Genomic DNA, 21,080 nt, shown 5'->3' on the forward strand with positions numbered 1-21,080 from the left:
TGAAGAAAAATACGAGACTACAATAGGAGGGAAGGCCGTTGTTTGCAAAGACTTATGGTGCGACGACCCTCGGGATAGACGGACGGATTATCGACGTTGAGGTGGATGTATCGCCCGGGCTGCCGGGCTTTGAGCTGGTGGGGCTTCCCGATACGTCGGTGAAGGAGTCGAAGGAGCGGGTACGGACGGCGATTCGTAACTCCGGCATTCAGTTGCGGCAGGAACGGGTGACGGTGAATCTTGCGCCCGCCGATGTGCGAAAGGACAGCTCGGGGCTTGATCTGCCGATAGCCGTCGGACTCCTTGCTTCCTACGGCATGGTTCCGGAGGCGGCGGTGCAGAATGCACTCTTTTCGGCGGAACTCTCTCTCGATGGAAACTGCCGTCCGATCAGCGGCATCCTTCCGATGGCGATTACGGCGCGTGAGCACGGTCTGACGGAATTCTACGTTGCTCCCTCCAATGCAGATGAGGCACTCCTCATTGACGGACTGAAGGTCTATGCGGTTGAGAATCTGGCGCAGCTTGTGCGTCATCTGACAGGCACGGAGACGCTGACTCCTGCCACACCAAATCATATCGAAACACAAAAAGACGCCGCTTTCACCGATGACTTTGCGGATGTGCAGGGGCAGTATCAGGCGAAACGTGCGCTTGAGATTGCAGCGGCAGGAGGGCATAATGTCCTCATGGTCGGCGTGCCCGGTTCTGGCAAGACGATGCTGGCACGTCGGATGCCTTCGATTCTGCCGGAGCTGACGAAGGAAGAAGCCATCGAGATCACAAAGATTTACAGCATCTCGGGGCTGCTCGGCAAGGATACGGGGCTTGTGACGACGCGCCCCTTTCGCAGTCCGCATCATACGTCCTCGACGGTGGCGATGATCGGCGGAGGCAGTATCCCGCGTCCGGGGGAGGTGACGCTTGCCCATCACGGCGTGCTCTTTCTGGATGAGCTGCCGGAGTTCAGCAAGAAGACACTTGAGGTGCTGCGCGAGCCGATCGAGGATCGTCAGATTACCGTGTCGCGTGCGAACGCAACACTGACCTTTCCCTCTAGTATCATTTTGGTAGCCGCGATGAATCCGTGCCCCTGTGGATTTCACGGAGATAAGGATCATATATGTGAGTGTTCTGCGGGCGAGATCAAGCGATATACACGAAAATTATCAGGACCGTTGCTTGACCGTATCGATCTTCATATCCGTGTGTCGCGTGTAACCTATGCGGATCTTCATGCTACGCGTAAGGCGGAATCCTCTGAATCCATTCGTCAGCGTGTTGTGGCAGCTCGCATCATTCAGCGCGAGCGATTGCAGAGACACGGCCTCTTTTGTAATGCACAGATGAATCACAGCATGATAAAGAAATATTGTCGGCTTGAGCAGGAGGCTGAGGGGTTGCTTGAGGCGGCATTTCACCGCATCAACCTATCGGCGCGTTCTCACGACCGCATCATCAAGGTAGCACGGACGATTGCCGATCTCGGGCAAAGTCCCGTTATCACGCCAGCACATATTGCAGAGGCAATCCAGTTGCGCTCTGATGTTGGACTGAATATCGAATGACTCAACCTTCACACATAAAAACATATGTCACGACTTGAAAATTCTTGCCTTACAGGTGAAAATCAATCCCATCTACGCATATAATCGAATATGTCTACAATCTATTCTACCGATTCCCCTTTGCCATAAAGGTGCGGTAGGTGCGCTCCATCTCCTTGCGCGTCTTGCTTGCGGGCCAAAGCTCGCCGAGTGCACCCTCACGCATCCCTGCGGCGAGGTGTTTGTAGAGGTTCGGATTATCCCTGCCGAGCGTTTCAATCAGTTCTTTGACGGTCTGGCGTGTGGTGTTGCCGTTGTGGGGGCAGGGCGAGGGGATCGGCGTGAAGCCGTGGTATTGGATCGCGTCGATGATTTCCTGCTCGCGGAAGTAGACGAGGGGGCGGATGACGGTAATGTCCGTCTTATCGAGATAGGTTTTGGGACGGAACGTGTTCAACTGCCCCGAGTAGAATAGACTCATGAGAAAGGTCTCCACGGCATCGTCATGGTGATGCGCGTAGGCGACCTTATTCATATGGTGTGCTGCGGCATAGCGGTTGACTGCGCCGCGCCGAAAGAACGCGCAGGTAAAGCAGGGGCTTTTGTCGTCCTGCTCCGCAATCGCGCCTGCGATATCGACATCCACAACCTCGTAGGGGACATTAAGCTGCTTGCAGAATGCTGCAATCGCATCGGTATCAAACGGATCGTCAAAGTGCGGATTGACGGTGAATGCCGCGATGGTAAAATCTCTTTTCAGACGTTCGCGCAGGATGGCGAGGGCGTAGGTGAGAAAAATGCTGTCCTTGCCGCCCGATACACCGATCAAGATGCGGTCGCCCTGCTCGATCAGTTCGAACTCCACGACGGCGCGCATGAGTTTGCTGAAATAGGATTGTGGGATATTGATATTCAATGAAAACTTCCTTTATTCTTTATGGCAGAGATAAACGCCGAGAACGCCGTTCTTGATGGAGACGGTAAACGTGTTTTTTGTGTTTTCGTGTGCGAGCACGTTGCTGATTGCAAGTGATGCACGATTTGTGATGCACGCATCCCGCAGTTCCCAATACAGACCACGCGTTGTTACGCCCGTACATTTCTCCGTAAAGGGGAGGAGCGATATGGTATGCGGAGAAGCGTCGCACGTCACCGTCAGCGATTCGCCCGCATGGAGATAGAAAAGTGTTTCGCGCTCGTCCACAAGTACGCAGGGGATGGGGGCGTGTGCGGCGACAGAGGCGGTACTCATGAGATGGTCGAGCCGCCCGCCAAATGCTGCCGTCAAAATGGCGAGTGGGTGGGCATACTGCTCTGCGGCAATTTGAAGCGCAAGCTCCGTGTCCGTAAAATCCTTTTCTGGTGGGAAGGCATGTACATGTGTACCGCGTTCTTCTGCCCACGTCCATGCCTTGCTGCTTGCGCTGTCCCCATCGCCGATCAGATGGACGGGTGGAAGCTTTAGTGCATGACAGATATTTACACCCCGGTCAATCGCCAAGATGGGGCGATCGGTACTGCCCTTTTCGGATTGCTGAACGAACTGTGTCAGCCAATCTTTTGCCGGTGTTCGTCCTCCGCCAATGCAGATAATCTCCTGCGACGGTACGCATGGCAGCGTTGCATGGAGGTTTGGGAGGATGAGAGTGTGCTTGTATTCATGCATGGCAATATTTCCTTTGTCGTATTTATGTGGTAAAATAATTATATCACACGTTATTTTTGACGAAAAGCAAAAAAGATAAAAAAGGGGGTTGACGAAGGTCAATCACCTGTGTTATATTATGACAGTCGCGCCGATGCGGCAAACGAAGAGCGGCGAAAGCCGATGAAACCAACAGCGGCGCAGGATGTACCCTGAAAACTACACAATGCAAAACAGTTGGATTTTCGAATCCAACAAGCCAGATGCAACATCGTTGTGAAGGTGGAAACACCTTCGGTCAACGAAACAACAATTCTTTTACAAGAATGACATTTTGAGCCAACAGGCTCTTCACATTAGCGGAGAGTTTGATCCTGGCTCAGGACGAACGCTGGCGGCGTGCTTAACACATGCAAGTCGAACGGGATGATCTTAAAGCTTGCTTTTAGAGAATCTAGTGGCAAACGGGTGAGTAACACGTAGACAACCTGCCGACAGGATGGGGACAACATTCCGAAAGGAATGCTAATACCGAATGAAGCGGAGGAGAGGCATCTCTCTTCCGTGAAAGATGGCCTCTTTTTATGCTATCACCTGTCGATGGGTCTGCGTCTGATTAGCTGGTTGGTGAGGTAACGGCTCACCAAGGCGACGATCAGTAGCCGGTCTGAGAGGATGAACGGCCACATTGGGACTGAGACACGGCCCAGACTCCTACGGGAGGCAGCAGTGGGGAATCTTCCGCAATGGGCGCAAGCCTGACGGAGCAACGCCGCGTGAGTGAAGAAGGTCTTCGGATCGTAAAGCTCTGTTGACGGGGACGAACGTGCCAGAGGTGAATAAACTCTTGCAATGACGGTACCTGTCGAGGAAGCCACGGCTAACTACGTGCCAGCAGCCGCGGTAATACGTAGGTGGCGAGCGTTGTCCGGAATCATTGGGCGTAAAGGGAGCGCAGGCGGGCATATAAGTCTTTCTTAAAAGTTCGGGGCTCAACCCCGTGATGGGAAAGAAACTATATGTCTTGAGTACAGGAGAGGAAAGCGGAATTCCCAGTGTAGCGGTGAAATGCGTAGATATTGGGAGGAACACCAGTGGCGAAGGCGGCTTTCTGGACTGCAACTGACGCTGAGGCTCGAAAGCCAGGGGAGCGAACGGGATTAGATACCCCGGTAGTCCTGGCCGTAAACGATGGATACTAGGTGTGGGAGGTATCGACCCCTACCGTGCCGGAGTTAACGCAATAAGTATCCCGCCTGGGGAGTACGGTCGCAAGACTGAAACTCAAAGGAATTGACGGGGACCCGCACAAGCGGTGGAGTATGTGGTTTAATTCGAAGCAACGCGAAGAACCTTACCAGGCCTTGACATTGACTGAAAGTGCTAGAGATAGCATCCTCTCTTCGGAGACAGGAAAACAGGTGGTGCATGGCTGTCGTCAGCTCGTGTCGTGAGATGTTGGGTTAAGTCCCGCAACGAGCGCAACCCCTGTTCTTTGTTGCCATCACGTTATGGTGGGCACTCAAAGGAGACTGCCGCGGAGAACGCGGAGGAAGGCGGGGATGACGTCAAGTCATCATGCCCCTTATGGTCTGGGCTACACACGTACTACAATGGAACGGACAGAGAGCAGCGAACCCGCGAGGGCAAGCGAACCTCAAAAACCGTTTCCCAGTTCGGATTGCAGGCTGCAACTCGCCTGCATGAAGTCGGAATCGCTAGTAATCGCAGGTCAGCATACTGCGGTGAATACGTTCCCGGGTCTTGTACACACCGCCCGTCACACCACGGAAGTCGTTCACACCCGAAGCCGGCGCAGCCGTCTAAGGTGGGGAAGGTGACTGGGGTGAAGTCGTAACAAGGTAGCCGTATCGGAAGGTGCGGCTGGATCACCTCCTTTCTAAGGATTAGGATGAACCAACGGTTCACAATCTTAGGTCGGTCATCAGGCTTAGTTTTGCATTGTCTAGTTTTGAGGGCGCATCGAAGAGATGAATATCTCTGCGGTAGTCCTTTTGTTCACTGAAAACTGCACAGAAGAAACAAGAAAATCTAAAACAAGGGAGACTTTGTGTACTCATGCATAAAGTTTTCCTCACTGAGGTCTTCTACCGCAAGGTAGAAAGTAACAGAATAGATTTTCCCGAGGAATCGCTGATGAAATGAAGTCATTCAGCTTGGCGCAGATTTTATGGTCTGCCGCGGAGACAAACCGGACGCATAGCAGAGCTATGTGGAGGATTTGTCGACAACGGCAGAGCGGAAAAGATGCCCAAGATGGAGGGCTGAATGAATCAGTGCTTCCGAATAGCAAATTAGGATAAAGCGAAAATACCTTGAAGTCGTGAGACGTTAAGTCAAGCGAACAAGGGCATACGGCGGATGCCTAGGCGTTTTGAAACGAAGAAGGACGCGATAAGCTGCGATAAGCCATGACGAGCTGCAAGTAAGCCTTGACTCATGGATTTCCGAATGGGGCAACCCGGCAAGAGTAACGTCTTGTCACCTTATCTACGAGATAAGGAGAAAACACCCGATGAACTGAAACATCTAAGTAGTCGGAGGAAAAGAAATCAACTGTGTTTCGCTCATGAATAAGCTGGATTGCAGATGCGCAGGATGATTTTCTCAGATGCGAGGAAGAGGAGCGCGTCATAGCGGTGGCTATGGCAAGCGACGATGACAAAGCAGCTGAGGAATCAGACAAGCAGATGCGCCAGAGTATTCATGAGTGGAGCACCGAGATTCCCTGAGTAGCGGCGAGCGAAACGGGAGGAGCCCAAACCAAGAGACTTCGGTTTCTTGGGGTTGCGGACCTGCAACAAACCGGACACTTTAGTGGAAGCATCTGGGAAGGTGCGGCAAAGAGAGTGAGACCCTCGTACACGAAAGAGTGAAAAGCGGGCAGGAATCCAGAGTACCACAGGGCACGAGGAACCCGGTGGGAAGCAGGGTGGACCACCATCCAAGGCTAAATACATCAAAACGACCGATAGCGAAAAGTACCGTGAGGGAAAGGTGAAAAGAACCCCGGGAGGGGAGTGCAATAGAACCTGAAACCGTATGTCTACAAACAGTCGGAGCACTTTACATGTGCGACGGCGTGCCTATTGAAGAATGAACCGGCGAGTTGATTTATGCTGCGAGGTTAAGCGGGAGACGCGGAGCCGAAGCGAAAGCGAGTCTTAAGAGGGCGAGCAGTAGCATGGATCAGACCCGAAACCACAGTGATCTATACATGTCCAGGTTGAAGCTCAGGTAAAAATGAGTGGAGGACCGAACCCGTGCGTGTTGAAAAACGTTGGGATGAGATGTGTATAGGGGTGAAATGCCAATCGAACGTGGAGATAGCTGGTTCTCCCCGAAATAGCTTTAGGGCTAGCCTCAGGCGAATCACCATAGAGACGGTAGAGCACTGATCGGGCAAGGGGGCGTAAAGCCTACCGACCCCAGTCAAACTACGAATGGCTCATATGGGCAGCCTGGGAGTCAGAATGCGAGTGATAAGACCCGTATTTAAGAGGGAAACAGCCCAGACCGCCGGCTAAGGTCCCAAATGCTGTGCTAAGTGGAGAAGGATGTAGGACTTCGAAAACAACCAGGATGTTGGCTCAGAAGCAGCCACCATTAAAAGAGTGCGTAATAGCTCACTGGTCGAGAGGCCCTGCGCCGAAAATATCCGGGGCTAAAGCACAGAACCGAAGCCGCGGCATCGTACTAGGTACGATGGGTAGGGGAGCGTTCTTATCTGGACGAAGGCAGACCGGAAGGACTGCTGGACGGATAAGAAGTGAGAATGCCGGTATGAGTAGCGAAACGACAGGTGAGAATCCTGTCCACCGAAAGCCTAAGGTATCCCGGGCAACGCTCGTCGTCCCGGGGTAAGTCGGGACCTAAGCCGAGGCGAAAAGCATAGGCGATGGACAACTGGCGAAAATTCCAGTACCGGGCGTCTTCGTTTGAGGATGGAGTGACGCAGGAAGGAAGCTGAGCGCGCGAATGGTTGGGCGCGTCGAAGGCGGTAGGCTGATATGGAGGCAAATCCCCGTATCATAAGGCCGAGAACCGATAGATAGGAAAGACTACGGTCAATCTGAATTCAGCTGCACTACACTGCCAAGAAAAGCTTCTAACGAGAAGACGTCCGCCCGTACCAAAACCGACACAGGTAGGCGGGGAGAGAATCCTAAGGTGCGCGGGAAAACCCTCGTTAAGGAACTCGGCAAAATGCATCCGTAACTTCGGGAAAAGGATGGCCGCTTGAGGTGAAGAGACTTGCTCTCGGAGCTTTGGGCGGCGGCAGAAAAGAGGCCCAAGCGACTGTTTACCACAAACACAGGTGCCTGCGAAAGCGCAAGCTGAAGTATAGGTGCTGACGCCTGCCCGGTGCAGGAAGGTTAAGGAGAGTTGTTAGTCCTTGAGATGAAGCAGCGAACTGAAGCCCCTGTAAACGGCGGCCGTAACTATAACGGTCCTAAGGTAGCGAAATTCCTTGTCGGGTAAGTTCCGACCCGCACGAAAGGCGTAACGATTTGGGCACTGTCTCAACGAGGGACCCGGTGAAATTGAAATACCTGTGAAGATGCAGGTTACCCGCGACTGGACAGAAAGACCCCATGGAGCTTTACTGCAGCTTGGCATTGGTCTTTGGCATATAACGTACAGGATAGCCGGGAGACTGGGAGATCTACTCGCTAGAGTAGAAGGAGTCACCGTTGGGATACCGGCCTTTATATGCTAAGGATCTAACCGGAACATTAACAGTGTTCGGGACAGTACCAGGCGGGCAGTTTGACTGGGGCGGTCGCCTCCGAAAGAGCAACGGAGGCGTCCAAAGGTTCCCTCAGCGCGGACAGAAATCGCGCGAAGAGCATAAAGGCAGAAGGGAGCTTGACTGCGAGACTGACGGGTCGAGCAGGTACGAAAGTAGGGCTTAGTGATCCGGTGGAAAGAGAGTGGAATTGCCATCGCTCAACGGATAAAAGCTACCCTGGGGATAACAGGCTAATCTCTCCCAAGAGTCCATATCGACGGGGAGGTTTGGCACCTCGATGTCGGCTCATCACATCCTGGGGCTGAAGCAGGTCCCAAGGGTTGGGCTGTTCGCCCATTAAAGTGGTACGTGAGCTGGGTTCAGAACGTCGTGAGACAGTTCGGTCCATATCCATCGCGGGCGCAAGATACATGAGGGAGGCTGCTCCTAGTACGAGAGGACCGGAGTGGACGGACCAACGGTGTACCGGTTGTCCTGCCAAGGGCACGGCCGGGTAGCTGCGTCCGGAAGGGATAAACGCTGAAAGCATCTAAGCGTGAAGCCCGTCCCGAGATGAAGTATCTCATTCCTAAAAGGAAGTAAGACCCCTTGAAGAAGACGAGGTAGATAGGCTGGGTGTGGAAGCACAGCAATGTGTGGAGCTGACCAGCACTAATCGGTCGAGGGCTTGACTTACTGACCTGTCCGAGAAGCGAATCCGTAGGATGAAGCTGAACGGGTAACAGGTCGTACGCGAAAACGTCCCAAGAACACGAGCGAGAGCGACGTGTGATTGGATGACGTTGACCGCGCTCAACACATTACAATAACGTAAGTGCGAAGAGGTACAAGCCTATCAATACAATTTGCTTACAGTTTCTTCTGTGAAGTTTTGAGTGGACAAGCACTCAAGTATGCGGTGATGATGCCTGAACGGTACCACCTGTTCCCATTCCGAACACAGTAGTTAAGCGTTCAAAGGCCGAGGGTACTTCGTTGGAAACGACGTGGGAGAGTAGGTAGTTGCCGCAAAAGATAAGCTCGTGATGATTCACGGGCTTTTTCTTTTACTCAAAATGAAAATCATAGTTGCTATTGAAGAAGAATACTGATAAAATGAGGTCGTTTATGAACGATCTTGTTTTATTATTCACGGACAAAAATAGGAAGGTGACCATACTGACAATATCATCAAAGCCGTTCGATTTTCGGACGATGTTATATTTGAATCTGCTGCTCATGTGCGTTCTGATCTCTTCAGGGCGGCAGGAGGTGTTGATTCTGTCCTTTCTACTCTCGATTCTTGTCTTTGCAACGGTTGGCAGGGCGGCGCAGACGGTGAAGTTTATCCTCGGCTTTCTCGTGCTGCTTGTGCTCCAATATGGGGCGGAGCTGCTGCGCGGCACGGATTTGCCGCGCGGATTGATTTTCGTGCCGCAGCTGATTGCCTTTATCGCACTGCGCATCTATCCGTTCGTCGTGCTCGGCATTGCGCTCAAGAAGAGCACGAATATCGCGGAGATCACGACGGCACTCTCGCGTCTGCATCTTCATCGGGGCATCGTCCTCAGCATTGTGGTGATGATCCGCTATCTGCCTGCGCTGAAGGACGATTTTCGCGTGATTGTGGATGCCATGCGTCTCAAGGGGATTCCCGTCTCGCTCGGCTACGTCGTGCGTCATCCGATGAAGGCAATCGAGTATTTCGTTGTGCCGATGCTGTTCCGCAGTGAGAAGATCACGGAGGAGTTCTCGGGCGCGGCACTCGTCAAGGGCTATGAATACAGTGGGACGCGCACGTCCTATTTCGATGTCCGCATGGGTGGCAAGGATTGGGCGATGATCTTCCTTGCGCCGTTTGCCTTTGCGCTCTGTCTTACTGTTGTTTGAGGGCGTGCGCTATGATTGAGTTACTGAATGTAGGCTTTCAATATCAGGACAGAGCGCAGCGTAGCATCGGCGGGAACTCCTGCACGGCAGGGGCGGGCGAGGTGCTTGTGATTGCGGGGGAGAGCGGCTGCGGGAAGTCAACGCTCCTGCGCTGCATCAACGGTCTCTGCCCGCAGTTTTACGAGGGTACGGCGGAGGGGCAGGTTCTCCTCGCCGGACAGGATGTGCAGAACCTCCGCATCGGAGATATTTCACGGATTGCAGCGACGGTGTTCCAGAATCCCGACAATCAGTTCTTTACGCTCGATGTGCTGTCCGACCTCGTGTTTGGCTGTGAAAACTTCGGTGTACCGCACTATGAGATCGAGCGTCGGCTGCGCTCGGTGGTGGAAACACTTTCGCTTGAGCGCTTTCTTGGACGGAAGTTCTCGGAGCTGTCGGGCGGGGAGAAGCAGAAGATTGCGATTGGCTCGGCACTGATGCTGGAGTGCAAGATTCTGCTGCTGGACGAGCCGTCGGCAAATCTGGACTATTCATCGATCGCGCTTCTTCGCCGTACGATTGAGGAACTGAAGGAGCGAGGATATACCATCGTGGTGGCGGAGCACCGCCTCTACTATCTGCACGGCGTATGCGACCAACTCATCATTATGGAGCAGGGGACGATTGTGCGCCGCTATTGCGGTGCGGAGATGGACGTGCTTGACAACAAGGCATTGAACGCGTTCGGCATACGCGGCTTCGAGCTTTTCCATACGCGTGCGGCGTGTGAGCACGCTGCTCCTGCAATGGGCGGTGCAGAGCTGCTGTCACTCGATCATATTTCGTTTGGCTATGTGCGCGGGCAGGATGTCTTGCGCGATGTCACGTTCTCCATGCGCGCGGGCGACCGCATCGCACTCCTCGGGCGTAACGGCTGCGGCAAGAGTACGCTTGCAAAGGTGATCTGCGGGCTGCTGAAGGAACGCGGCGGCTGTGTCCGTGTCGGCGGAACACCGCTCGCCGTCCCCAAACGCTATACGGCGGTCAGCTATGTGATGCAGAATGTGGATTTTCAGATCTTCGGCTCAAGCCTATACAATGATCTCCTGCTTGGCAACGAAGGTGCGGAGGACATTGATGCGCGGATTCGCACGGTGCTCGATGCGTTCCGTCTGCTGCCGCTGATCGACGAGCACCCGATGCGGCTGTCGATGGGGCAGAAGCAGCGGCTTGTGATTGCCGCCGCCTGTCTCCTGCACAAGCGTATCGGCATCTTCGACGAGCCGACGAGTGGACTGGACTATGCCAATATGCGGACGGTCTGCACACTGATCGACGCATTCACGGGGATGGAGAACGCCGCCGTTATCATTACGCACGATTACGAGTTTATCATGCACTCATGCAATCGCGTCATTTTGCTTGAGGACGGGCGCATTGCGGAGGACTTTGAACTGCGCGATGCAGCTGTGCTTGAGCGACTGTTCCGTGAGCGTATCGGGTAGATATTTGGAGGAAAAACATAATGAATGCTTGGAAAATCAGCGACTTTGTCCTGATCGGTATACTCTCGGCGCTGTACGGCGTGCTCGTGCTCGGCATCGGTGCGCTGACGGTGCTGCTCTCGCCCGCGATGCACGCGCTGAGTCCTGCGCTCATCGGCGTGCTGCTCGGTACGGTGTTCCTCTTTGTGGTGAAGAAGATCCCGAAGTTCGGCGCAATCACGCTGTTTGCGGCGATCAGTACGGCGCTCTTTGCGGGATTCTCGGGGATGATGTATGTGCCGTTTGTCGGCTCGGTGACGGCGGTCGCACTCGCGGTGGATCTCGCGGTGCGTGCGCTCGGTCAGCGGATTCCTATACTCGCAGCGGGCTATGGATTGATACAGGCATCCTATGTGTTTGGCGGAGCGATCCCGATGCTGTTCTTCCTTGAGCAGAATATCCAACGGTGGCAGGAGATGGGGATGGATATGCAGACGATTCAGCACTTTGTCGAGCACAGTACGGGTGTATTTCTCGCGGCGGGCATGGGGATTGCGTTCATGGGTGGCTTTATCGGCGTCTATATCGGAAAGAGGATTTTGAAGAAGCATTTTAAGGAATTGAGTTAAGGAACGCCATTATGTGAGAGATTTGTATTAGTCACAGGCGTCCCTTCCACCGCTGGCGCGGTTCCCCTCCCCTGCAGCGACAGGGGAGGCTTTTCGTTTACGGCATAATAGCCGGCGACCAATCGTCCCTCCTTTTTATGAAAAACAATCTCAATTATTTATTTTGTTTATAGATCGTGTCTTAAGTTATTGACTTTTTATATGAAAGCACATACAATGATGAAAATGCAATCCCGAGTATTTTTGTAAGGATTAAAACACGAGTATTTAAGGAGAGTTTGCTATGGCAGATGTATTGCTGCAAATAAAGGATCTTCACGCGGGCGTGGAGGGCAAGGAGATTCTCAAGGGACTTGATCTCACCGTTCGCAAGGGTGAGGTGCACGTGATCCTCGGTCCGAACGGTTCCGGCAAGTCGACGCTGATGAATGTCATCATGGGGCATCCGAAGTATGAGATGACGGGGGGCAGCCTCGTGCTTGAGGGGGAGGACATCGGCGGGCTGCGTGCGTTCGAGCGCGCACGGCGCGGGCTGTTCCTCGCGTTCCAGACCCCCGAGGAGATCCCCGGCATCACGGTGGAGAATATGATCCGCACGGCACGTCAGATGATGACGGGCGAAAAGGTGAAGCTCATGCCGTTCCGCAAGGAACTGAGCGAAATGATGGCAGAGCTGAAGATCGACCCGAGCTATGCACAGCGTTATCTGAACGTTGGCTTTTCGGGCGGCGAGAAGAAGCGCAGTGAGGTCTTGCAGCTGCTCATGCTTCAGCCGAAGTTGGCACTGCTTGACGAGACCGATTCGGGGCTCGATGTGGATGCTGTACAGATTGTGTCCGAGGGTGTGTCAAAATTCCATACAGCGGAGAATTCCTGTCTCATCATTACACATAACGCGCGTATCCTCGACAAGCTGAAGGTGGATCGTGTGCACGTCGTCGCGCAGGGGAAAATTGTGCGTGAGGGCGGTGCAGAGATTATTCAGCAGATCAACAAGGAAGGCTTTGCCAATATCCTTGCGTCGCAGGGGCAAGTGGGGTGAGCCGAATGGGGGATTTCGTACCGAAGAAAAAGACGCAGGTCGCCGACATCGAGCGGACGATCTACGATATTACGAATGAGGATCGCTCGGCGTATAAGTCGCAGTCGGGTCTGACGGAGGAGATTATCTGTGACATTTCGGTAAAGAAGAATGATCCGAAGTGGATGCTCGATTTTCGTCTGAAATCATTGGATGTTTACCACGCGATGCCGATGCCTGCATGGGGGCCTGATCTCTCCGAGCTGAATATGGATGAGATCGTGACCTATGTGCGCCCCGATGCGAAGATGGTCGGGGACTGGAACGAGGTGCCCGAGGACATCAAGGATACGTTCGACCGTTTGGGCATTCCCGAGGCGGAGAAAACGTCGCTCGCGGGCGTCGGCGCACAGTATGACTCCGAGGTGGTCTACCACTCGATTCAAGAGTCGCTCGTGGCTCAGGGCGTTGTGTATACGGATATGGAGACGGCGCTTCAGGAATACGGTGACATTGTGCAGCAGTATTTCATGACGCTTGTGCCGCCGAAGGCGCATAAGTTTGCCGCGCTGCACGGTGCAGTCTGGTCGGGCGGCTCGTTCGTCTACGTGCCCGAGGGGATCAAGGTGGACATTCCATTGCAGTCCTACTTCCGTCTGAATGCGGCGGGGGCAGGACAGTTTGAGCATACGCTCATCATCGTGGAGAAGGGTGCGAGCCTGCATTTCATTGAGGGGTGCTCTGCGCCGAAATACAATGTGACGAACCTCCATGCGGGCTGTGTCGAGCTGTTCGTCAAGGAGGGGGCGCGGCTGCGCTACTCGACGATTGAGAACTGGTCGCGCAATATGATGAATCTCAATACGAAGCGTGTGAAGGTGGAGAAGGACGGCGCGGTCGAGTGGGTCTCCGGCTCGTTCGGTTCCCACGTCTCCATGCTCTACCCGACGAGCATTCTGCACGGTGAGAATGCGACCTGTGAGTTCACGGGGATTACGTTTGCCTCGAAGGGGCAGGAGCTGGACACGGGCGCGACGGTGATCTTTGACGCGCCGCATACGTCGGCGAATATCAGTACGCGCTCGATCTCGAAGTCGGGCGGTGTCGCGATCTACCGCAGCGGGGTCAAGGTGACGCCGCGTGCAGTGGGGGCAAAGTGCTCGGTCAACTGCGAGTCGCTCATGTTGGACTCGGAGTCGCGCAGTGATACGCTGCCCGTGATGGATGTCGCGTGCGATGCGGTGGACATCGGGCATGAGGCGAAGATCGGGCGGATCAGCGACGAGGCGATTTTCTATCTGATGAGTCGCGGGATCGACGAGGAGGAGGCGCGTGCGATGATTGTGCGCGGCTTTGTCGAGCCGATTGCGAAAGAACTGCCGCTTGAGTATGCGGTTGAGATGAACAACTTGGTCAATATTGAATTGGAAGGAACGATGGGGTGATGGCAATGCAGGATGTATTCAGCCGTATCCCCATGCCGACATGGCGTTGGCTCGGGGTCAATGATCTCCCCGTGCCTGCGGGGCTTGCGGATACCAAAGATGAAATCAGGCTCTCCGTCGCTGCGGGAGAGCGTTCAAAACATATTGTGGAGCTGCGCGAAAATGGGGCGCAGGAGATCTATGTGGATGTCGCCGAGGGAGCAGAGTTATCGCTCGCCTACATCCAGTTTGTACCGACGGACGCGCCTGCGGCGAGCCGCATTCACGCAAACGTAGCGCGTGGGGGTCTGTTCTCCTGTACGCTTGTCGAGGTGGGGGCGGCACATACGGCATCGGAACTGCGCGTGACGCTCGTGGGCGATGAGGCGCGCGCGGATGTCTGGGGGCTGTACTTTGGGGATGAGGAGCGCAAGATCGACCTCAACTATATCATCCGTCAGGAAGGCCGCCGTACGGATGCGAATATGCAGGTGCGCGGTGCTCTGTTGGATCATAGTGTCAAGACGTTCCGCGGGACACTGGACTTCATTCAGGGGGCGCGTGGCTCGGTCGGCAAGGAGGACGAGGAGGTCATGATCCTCTCGCCCCATGCACGCAACCGCAGCGTTCCGCTCATGCTCTCACATGAGGGTGATGTGGACGGGCATCACGCAGTCAGTATCGGGCGGATGGACGAGGACAAACTCTTCTATCTGATGAGCCGAGGGCTTGACGAGCGTGCGGCGCAGCAGTTGATGGTTGAAGCGTCCTTTGAGCCGGTATTGATGCGTATTGAGAGTGATGAACTGCGCACGGAGATCGGCAGCTACCTTGAGAGGAGACTTTTGGGTGGAACGCAGGAATAATGAGTATTTGCGGGATTTCCCGATCCTGCAGACGAAGATGAACGGTCGCCCCATTGTCTACCTCGACAACGGTGCGACGACGCAGAAGCCGGAGGCGGTCATCAAGGCGGTCGCCGACTACTGCACCTACTGCAACGCGAATCCGCATCGGGGCGCATACGAGCTGTCGGTGAAGGCAACGGACATCTACGAAACGGCGCGTGTGCGGACGCAGAAATTCATCGGCGCGGCACGCCCCGAGGAGATCGTCTTTACGAAGAACGCGACGGAGGCGCTGAATCTCGTCGCATACAGCTATGGGCGTGCGAATATCCGCGAGGGCGATGAGATTGTTATCACGATCTTGGAGCATCATAGCAATATTGTTCCGTGGCAGTTCGTTGCAAAGGCGCGCGGGGCGACGCTCAAGTACATCTATCTTGCGGAGGACGGCAACCTATCGGCAGAGGATATTGCGGAACAGATTACGGAAAAGACGAAAATCGTCGCTGTGACCCATGTGTCGAACGTGCTCGGGCTTGTCAACGATGTGCGTACGATTGCCGACCGCGCTCATACAGTCGGGGCGGTGATCGTCGTAGACGGATCGCAGAGCGTTCCGCATATCGCGGTGGATGTACAGGCGATGGACGCGGATTTCTTCGCATTCTCGGGGCATAAGATGCTCTCCCCAATGGGCATCGGCGTGCTCTACGGGAAGTATGACATCCTCGACGCGATGCCGCCGTTCCTCTTTGGCGGCGATATGATCGACTATGTTGGCGAGCAGGAAACAACATTCGCAGAACTGCCGGCGAAGTTCGAGGCGGGAACGCAGAATGTCAGCGGTGCATCGGGGCTGATCGCTGCGATTGATTATCTTGAAAAGGTTGGATTTGACCGCATCGAAACGATCGAGCGCGATCTCATTTCCTACGCGCTGCCGAAGCTGCGCGAATTGCCCTTTGTGGAGCTCTACGGCTGTGACAGTACACAGGGCAACAAGACGGGCATTATCACGTTCAACGTGAAGGACGTACACCCGCATGACGTTGCGTCGATTCTCGACAGCTACGGTGTTGCGATCCGTGCGGGGCATCACTGTGCGCAGCCACTGATGCGCTATCTCGGGCAGAATGCAACCTGCCGTGCGAGTTTCTACCTCTACAACACGCACGAGGACATCGACCGGTTCATTGAGGCACTGAAAAATGTACGGGGGGTGCTCGGCTATGGCGACTGAGGGAGCGGCGATCAGCGATCTCTATACGGAGGTCATTGGCGAGCACAGCCGCTCGCCCGAGAACAAGGGCGCACTCGCCTCCGCAACGGTGCGTGAGCGTGGACACAACCCAAGCTGCGGCGATGAGATCACGCTTGAGCTTGAGATTGCGGACGGCATCATCAAGGACGGCGGCTTTACAGGTGTCGGCTGTGCGATTTCGCAGGCAAGCACGGACATCATGATCGACCTCATGCGCGGCAAGACGGTCGAGGAGGCGCACAGGCTTGCGCAGCTCTTCACTGCGATGATCAAGCGCGAGGTGACGGATGACAGTGCTCTTGCGGAGCTGGATGAAGCCATCGCGCTCAAGAATATCTCGAACATGCCCGCGCGCGTGAAATGCGCGGTGCTTGCATGGCATACGCTTGAAGATGTGTTGAATGAAGGACAAACGTCATAACATGGGGGACTGCTTGGGGAAGTTTTTGCTTCTCGGAGCAGTCCTTTGTCATTTTTCGTCGTGCGGCTACTAGCTTTTTTTCGACGCGCCATGTATAATAGAAAAGTATTGCAAAATTAGAACGATAGAAAAGGTGGGAATTCGATGCGGATGACAACGGCAGTGAAAGCACTCGCTCTTGGCATCGCAGTGCTTGGGCTCGGTATGATGGCGGGCTGCGGCGGCGATCAGAAGGCGAGCGGTGAGAAGTCGTATAAGATCGGCATTGTCCAGCTGGTCGAGCACAATGCTCTCGATGCGGCGAATCGCGGGTTCGTGGACGGACTCAAGGCGCGCGGCTACGAGGAGGGCAAGAACCTCACGATTGACCGCCAGAATGCACAGGCGGATCAGTCGAACCTCCAGAACATTGCACAGCGTTTCGTCAGCGACAAGGTGGATCTCATCTGTGCCATTGCGACCCCTGCGGCGCAGACTGTGGCGAATGCGACGAAGGAGATCCCCATCGTCGGCACGGCGATTACGGACTATGTGAGTGCGAAGCTCGCGCAGACAAACGAGAAGCCGGGTGCAAACATCACGGGGACGAGCGACCTCAACCCGATCAAGGAACAGATTGACCTGCTCATCAAGCTCTATCCGAATGCAAAGACCATCGGCACGATCTACTCCTCAAGCGAGATCAACTCCGAGATCCAGATCAAGGCGATGAAGGAGTATGCCGAGTCGAAGGGGCTCAAGGTACGTGCAGCGACGGTTTCAACGGTCAACGATATTCCACAGGCGGCACAGAGCCTTGTGGGGGATGTGGACGTGTTCTATGAGCCGACGGACAATGTCATTTCCTCCTCGATCCCGACGCTCGTCGGCGTGACGGATGCGGCAGGCAAGGCGGTGATCTGTGCCGAGCCGTTCATGGTGACGGGTGGATGTCTCGCGACCTACGGCATCGACTACTACAAGCTCGGCGTGCAGACGGGCGACATGGCGGCGGACATCCTTGAGGGAAAGAAGAAACCTGCGGATATGCCGATTGAGACGGCACGCGATCTCTCGCTCATCATCAGTAAGGGGAGCGCGGAGAAGCTGGGACTTACGATTCCGGAGGATGTGCTGAAGGATGCCACTCTGGTGGACTAATATAGAAAAGGTGGGGATTCGATGCGGATGAAAAAACTCGCAAAATGCGCTGCGCTCGGCATCGCTGCCCTCGGGATTCTGGTGTCGGCAGGATGCGGAGAGCAGACGGCGAAGGGGGACAAGACCTACAAAGTCGGCATTGTCCAGCTCGTGGAGCACAGCTCGCTCGATGACGCGAATCGCGGGTTCGTGGACGGACTCAAGGAACGCGGCTACGAGGAGGGCAAGAACCTCACGATTGATCGCCAGAACGCGCAGGCGGATCAGTCAAATCTCCAGAATATTGTCCAGCGTTTCATCAGCGACAAGGTGGATCTCATCTGCGCGATTGCAACTCCTGCGGTGCAGTCGGCGGCAAATGCGACGAAGGAGATCCCCGTTGTTGGTACGGCGGTGACGGACTATGTGAGTGCGAAGGTTGTAAAGTCGAACGATGCGCCGGGCGGAAATGTCACGGGGACAAGTGACCTCACGCCGATTGCCGAGCAGATCGACCTCCTTATGAAACTCTATCCAAACGCAAAGACCATTGGCACGATTTACTCGTCCAGTGAGGTCAACTCCGAGATTCAGGTCAAGGCGATGAAGGAATATGCCGAGTCGAAGGGATTGACGGTGCGTGTCGCGACGATCTCGACGGTCAACGATATTCAGCAGGCGGCGCAAAGCATCATCAACGATGTGGATGTATTCTATGAGCCGACGGACAATGTGATTGCATCGGCGATGCCGACGCTTACGAGCGTTACCGATCCTGCGGGCAAAGGTGTGATCTGCGGCTATGTCGGCGGCGTTACCGCCGGAGCTCTCGCGACCAAGGGGATTGACTACTACAAGCTCGGCGTCCAGACGGGTCATATGGCGGCGGATATTCTTGCGGGGAAGGCAAAGCCGTCGGAGATGAAGATTGAGACCGCGCACGATCTCGTGGTTGTCATCAATAAGAAGAATGCAGAGAAAATCGGTCTGACGATTCCTGCCGATGTACTGAGCGGCGCGACGATTGTGCCGTAAGTAAGACACACACAGCGGAGCGGGCACGCGGCGTGTCCGCTTTTTTACTGATATGAGGGAGTGACGTTATGGATCTCGTCATTGCGACGACGGCGCAGGGTGTCCTATGGGGACTCTATGCGCTTGGCGTCTATCTGACTTATCGTGTTTTGGATATTGCCGATCTGACGGTTGAGGGGAGTTTTCCGCTGGGGGCTGCTGTTGCCGCCTCTATGCTTGTGGCGGGCTATACGCCGCTGACGGCGATTCTCGCCGCGTGTGCGGCGGGGTGCATCGCGGGCGTTGTCACGGGATTCTTCTGTACGAAGCTCAAGATCCCCGCATTGCTCGCGGGCATTTTGACGATGATCGGGCTTTACTCCATCAATCTGCGTGTGATGGGCAAGGCAAATCTGCCGCTCCTGCAGCAGGAAACACTGTTTACTGAGTGGAATATCTGGCATCTCGATACGGCGGCGAACATTCTCCTCATTGGGACGGTTGTCGTTGTACTTGCGGTTCTGCTGACATATTGGTTCTTCGGAACAGAGTTGGGGACAGCGATCCGTGCGACGGGGGCGAATCCGCATATGATCCGTGCGAACGGTGTCAATACAGATGTGATGATCGTTCTCGGACTGCTTCTCTCGAATGGGATGGTTGCGATCTGCGGCGCACTCGTGGCACAGAGCAACGGATTTGCCGATGTCGGTATGGGAACGGGCACGATCGTCATCGGGCTCGCATCCGTTATCATTGGTGAAGTGCTTTTTGGCACGCGCAGCTTCAAGAACTGGCTGATCTCCGTTGTCCTCGGCTCGATTGTCTATCGTGCGGTTATTGCGATTGTTCTGCAGCTTGGTATGCCGCCGAATGATCTCAAGCTCTTCACAGCGATTCTTGTCGCGATTGCACTCTCGCTGCCCCTCATCCAGTCGAAATACCATGCGATGAAGAAGGGGGCGGAGTGATGCTGCATATCGAGGATATTAAGAAAACATTTAATCCGGGGACGATCACGGAGAAGAAGGCTCTTTCGGGTATTACACTTCACCTAAAACCGGGCGATTTCGTCACCGTGATCGGCGGCAACGGTGCAGGCAAGTCCACGCTGATGAACGCGATTGCGGGCGCAATCTCTGTGGACGCGGGCAAGATCTCGATTGCGGGCGAGGACATTACAAAGTGGCCGGAGCACCGTCGTGCGAAATTTATCGGTCGTGTCTTTCAAGATCCGATGATGGGGACGGCAGCGCGTATGATGATCGAGGAGAATCTTGCGATTGCGGCACGACGCGGGCAGATACCGACGCTGCGATGGGGTTCGACGGATGAGATGCGCGACGTGTTCCGCGAGAAGCTTGCACGTCTGAAACTTGGGCTTGAGGATCGCCTCTTCTCGCGCGTCGGACTGCTTTCGGGCGGACAGCGGCAGGCACTGACCCTTCTTATGGCGACACTCGTAAAGCCAAATTTACTGCTGCTTGATGAGCACACGGCGGCACTCGACCCGAAGACAGCGGCGAAGGTGCTTGAGCTCACGCAGCAGATTGTTTCGGAGGATCAACTCACAACCCTCATGATCACCCATAACATGAAGGACGCGCTGCGCTACGGCAACCGCCTCATCATGCTGCACGAGGGGCGTATTCTCTTTGACGTGCCGCAAGAGAAAAAACAAGGGCTCACGACGCGTGACCTTCTTTCGATGTTTGAACAGGCGGCGGGCAGCGAGCTTGCAAATGACAGTTTACTGTTAAGCTAATCGAACATTAACGCCCTTCACAATGCGTTCTAAGTCGATTCCGTTATATTATCCATGAAAGCAAGAGATACTAAGAATGCAGATGTGCTTTCATCTTCTCTGACTTTCGGTGCGCATTTTGCGGTCTTCCCTTCCGCAGAATTCACATACATTCCCTACATTTCTTTCTCTCTATCGAAAACACGTCTCCTGCTGCCCGGCGGGAGGCGTATTTTCTTGCTATTTTTCAGATTCGTAGTAAAATAGGGAGGAGGAATCGAACAGACGGACGGAGGTG

Annotated in this window: 15 protein-coding genes and 3 rRNA genes; 16 read left to right on the plus strand and 2 right to left on the minus strand. The window is 54.7% G+C overall.

Annotated elements, in window-relative coordinates; translation table 11 throughout:
• Positions 1-38: 38 nt before the first annotated feature.
• Complete coding sequence (locus QU667_RS04925; RefSeq protein WP_304988200.1) at positions 39-1,568, plus strand: YifB family Mg chelatase-like AAA ATPase; 1,530 nt, start codon at positions 39-41, stop codon at positions 1,566-1,568.
• 106 nt (positions 1,569-1,674) lie between these two features.
• Here the strand turns inward: QU667_RS04925 and QU667_RS04930 are convergent, their stop codons facing one another.
• On the minus strand, positions 1,675-2,463 hold the full coding sequence (locus QU667_RS04930; protein WP_304988201.1) for a tRNA 2-thiocytidine biosynthesis TtcA family protein: 789 nt from the start codon (positions 2,461-2,463) through the stop codon (positions 1,675-1,677).
• Positions 2,464-2,475: 12 nt separating this feature from the next.
• Positions 2,476-3,213 carry a thiamine diphosphokinase gene (locus tag QU667_RS04935; RefSeq protein WP_304988202.1) on the minus strand — a complete coding sequence of 246 codons (738 nt, stop codon included), beginning with the start codon at positions 3,211-3,213 and terminating at the stop codon, positions 2,476-2,478.
• A 335-nt stretch (positions 3,214-3,548) separates the two neighbouring features.
• Here QU667_RS04935 and QU667_RS04940 point away from each other — a divergent pair.
• The 15 genes from QU667_RS04940 (at position 3,549) to QU667_RS05010 (ending at position 20,803) form a co-directional block, all read left to right on the plus strand.
• A 16S ribosomal RNA gene (locus tag QU667_RS04940) occupies positions 3,549-5,092 on the plus strand.
• Between the two features lie 455 nt (positions 5,093-5,547).
• Positions 5,548-8,641 (plus strand): 23S ribosomal RNA (locus QU667_RS04945).
• A 219-nt stretch (positions 8,642-8,860) separates the two neighbouring features.
• A 5S ribosomal RNA gene (gene rrf / locus QU667_RS04950) occupies positions 8,861-8,977 on the plus strand.
• The 16S, 23S and 5S rRNA genes sit together here, the layout of an rRNA operon.
• 183 nt (positions 8,978-9,160) lie before the next feature.
• Positions 9,161-9,835 (plus strand): energy-coupling factor transporter transmembrane component T, encoded by a 675-nt coding sequence (locus QU667_RS04955; protein ID WP_304988203.1) that lies wholly within the window; start codon positions 9,161-9,163, stop codon positions 9,833-9,835.
• An 11-nt stretch (positions 9,836-9,846) separates the two neighbouring features.
• Positions 9,847-11,322, plus strand: a complete 1,476-nt coding sequence (locus tag QU667_RS04960; RefSeq protein ID WP_304988204.1) for an ABC transporter ATP-binding protein — start codon at positions 9,847-9,849, stop codon at positions 11,320-11,322.
• 20 nt (positions 11,323-11,342) lie between these two features.
• Positions 11,343-11,930 carry an MptD family putative ECF transporter S component gene (locus QU667_RS04965; RefSeq protein WP_304988206.1) on the plus strand — a complete coding sequence of 196 codons (588 nt, stop codon included), beginning with the start codon at positions 11,343-11,345 and terminating at the stop codon, positions 11,928-11,930.
• Positions 11,931-12,213: 283 nt separating this feature from the next.
• Complete coding sequence (gene sufC, locus QU667_RS04970; protein WP_304988207.1) at positions 12,214-12,972, plus strand: Fe-S cluster assembly ATPase SufC; 759 nt, start codon at positions 12,214-12,216, stop codon at positions 12,970-12,972.
• A gap of 5 nt (positions 12,973-12,977) precedes the next feature.
• Positions 12,978-14,396, plus strand: a complete 1,419-nt coding sequence (gene sufB, locus QU667_RS04975) for a Fe-S cluster assembly protein SufB (RefSeq protein WP_304988409.1) — start codon at positions 12,978-12,980, stop codon at positions 14,394-14,396.
• Positions 14,396-15,241 carry a SufB/SufD family protein gene (locus tag QU667_RS04980; RefSeq protein WP_304988208.1) on the plus strand — a complete coding sequence of 282 codons (846 nt, stop codon included), beginning with the start codon at positions 14,396-14,398 and terminating at the stop codon, positions 15,239-15,241. Before sufB ends, QU667_RS04980 begins: the two co-directional genes overlap by 1 nt.
• Before the next feature lie 37 nt (positions 15,242-15,278).
• Entirely contained in the window at positions 15,279-16,463 is a 1,185-nt protein-coding gene (locus QU667_RS04985) for a cysteine desulfurase (protein ID WP_304988410.1), read from the plus strand.
• Complete coding sequence (gene sufU, locus QU667_RS04990; protein ID WP_304988209.1) at positions 16,453-16,905, plus strand: Fe-S cluster assembly sulfur transfer protein SufU; 453 nt, start codon at positions 16,453-16,455, stop codon at positions 16,903-16,905. The genes QU667_RS04985 and sufU overlap by 11 nt, the downstream gene beginning before the upstream one ends.
• 144 nt (positions 16,906-17,049) lie before the next feature.
• Positions 17,050-18,045 (plus strand): ABC transporter substrate-binding protein, encoded by a 996-nt coding sequence (locus QU667_RS04995; RefSeq protein ID WP_304988210.1) that lies wholly within the window; start codon positions 17,050-17,052, stop codon positions 18,043-18,045.
• Between the two features lie 21 nt (positions 18,046-18,066).
• Positions 18,067-19,059, plus strand: coding sequence for an ABC transporter substrate-binding protein (locus QU667_RS05000; RefSeq protein WP_304988211.1), 993 nt, complete (start codon positions 18,067-18,069; stop codon positions 19,057-19,059).
• A gap of 68 nt (positions 19,060-19,127) precedes the next feature.
• On the plus strand, positions 19,128-20,009 hold the full coding sequence (locus QU667_RS05005) for an ABC transporter permease (RefSeq protein ID WP_304988212.1): 882 nt from the start codon (positions 19,128-19,130) through the stop codon (positions 20,007-20,009).
• On the plus strand, positions 20,009-20,803 hold the full coding sequence (locus QU667_RS05010) for an ABC transporter ATP-binding protein (RefSeq protein ID WP_304988213.1): 795 nt from the start codon (positions 20,009-20,011) through the stop codon (positions 20,801-20,803). The genes QU667_RS05005 and QU667_RS05010 overlap by 1 nt, the downstream gene beginning before the upstream one ends.
• Positions 20,804-21,080 lie beyond the last annotated feature (277 nt).

It is taken from the genome of Selenomonas dianae (genome assembly GCF_030644225.1).
Classification (GTDB): domain Bacteria; phylum Bacillota; class Negativicutes; order Selenomonadales; family Selenomonadaceae; genus Centipeda; species Centipeda dianae.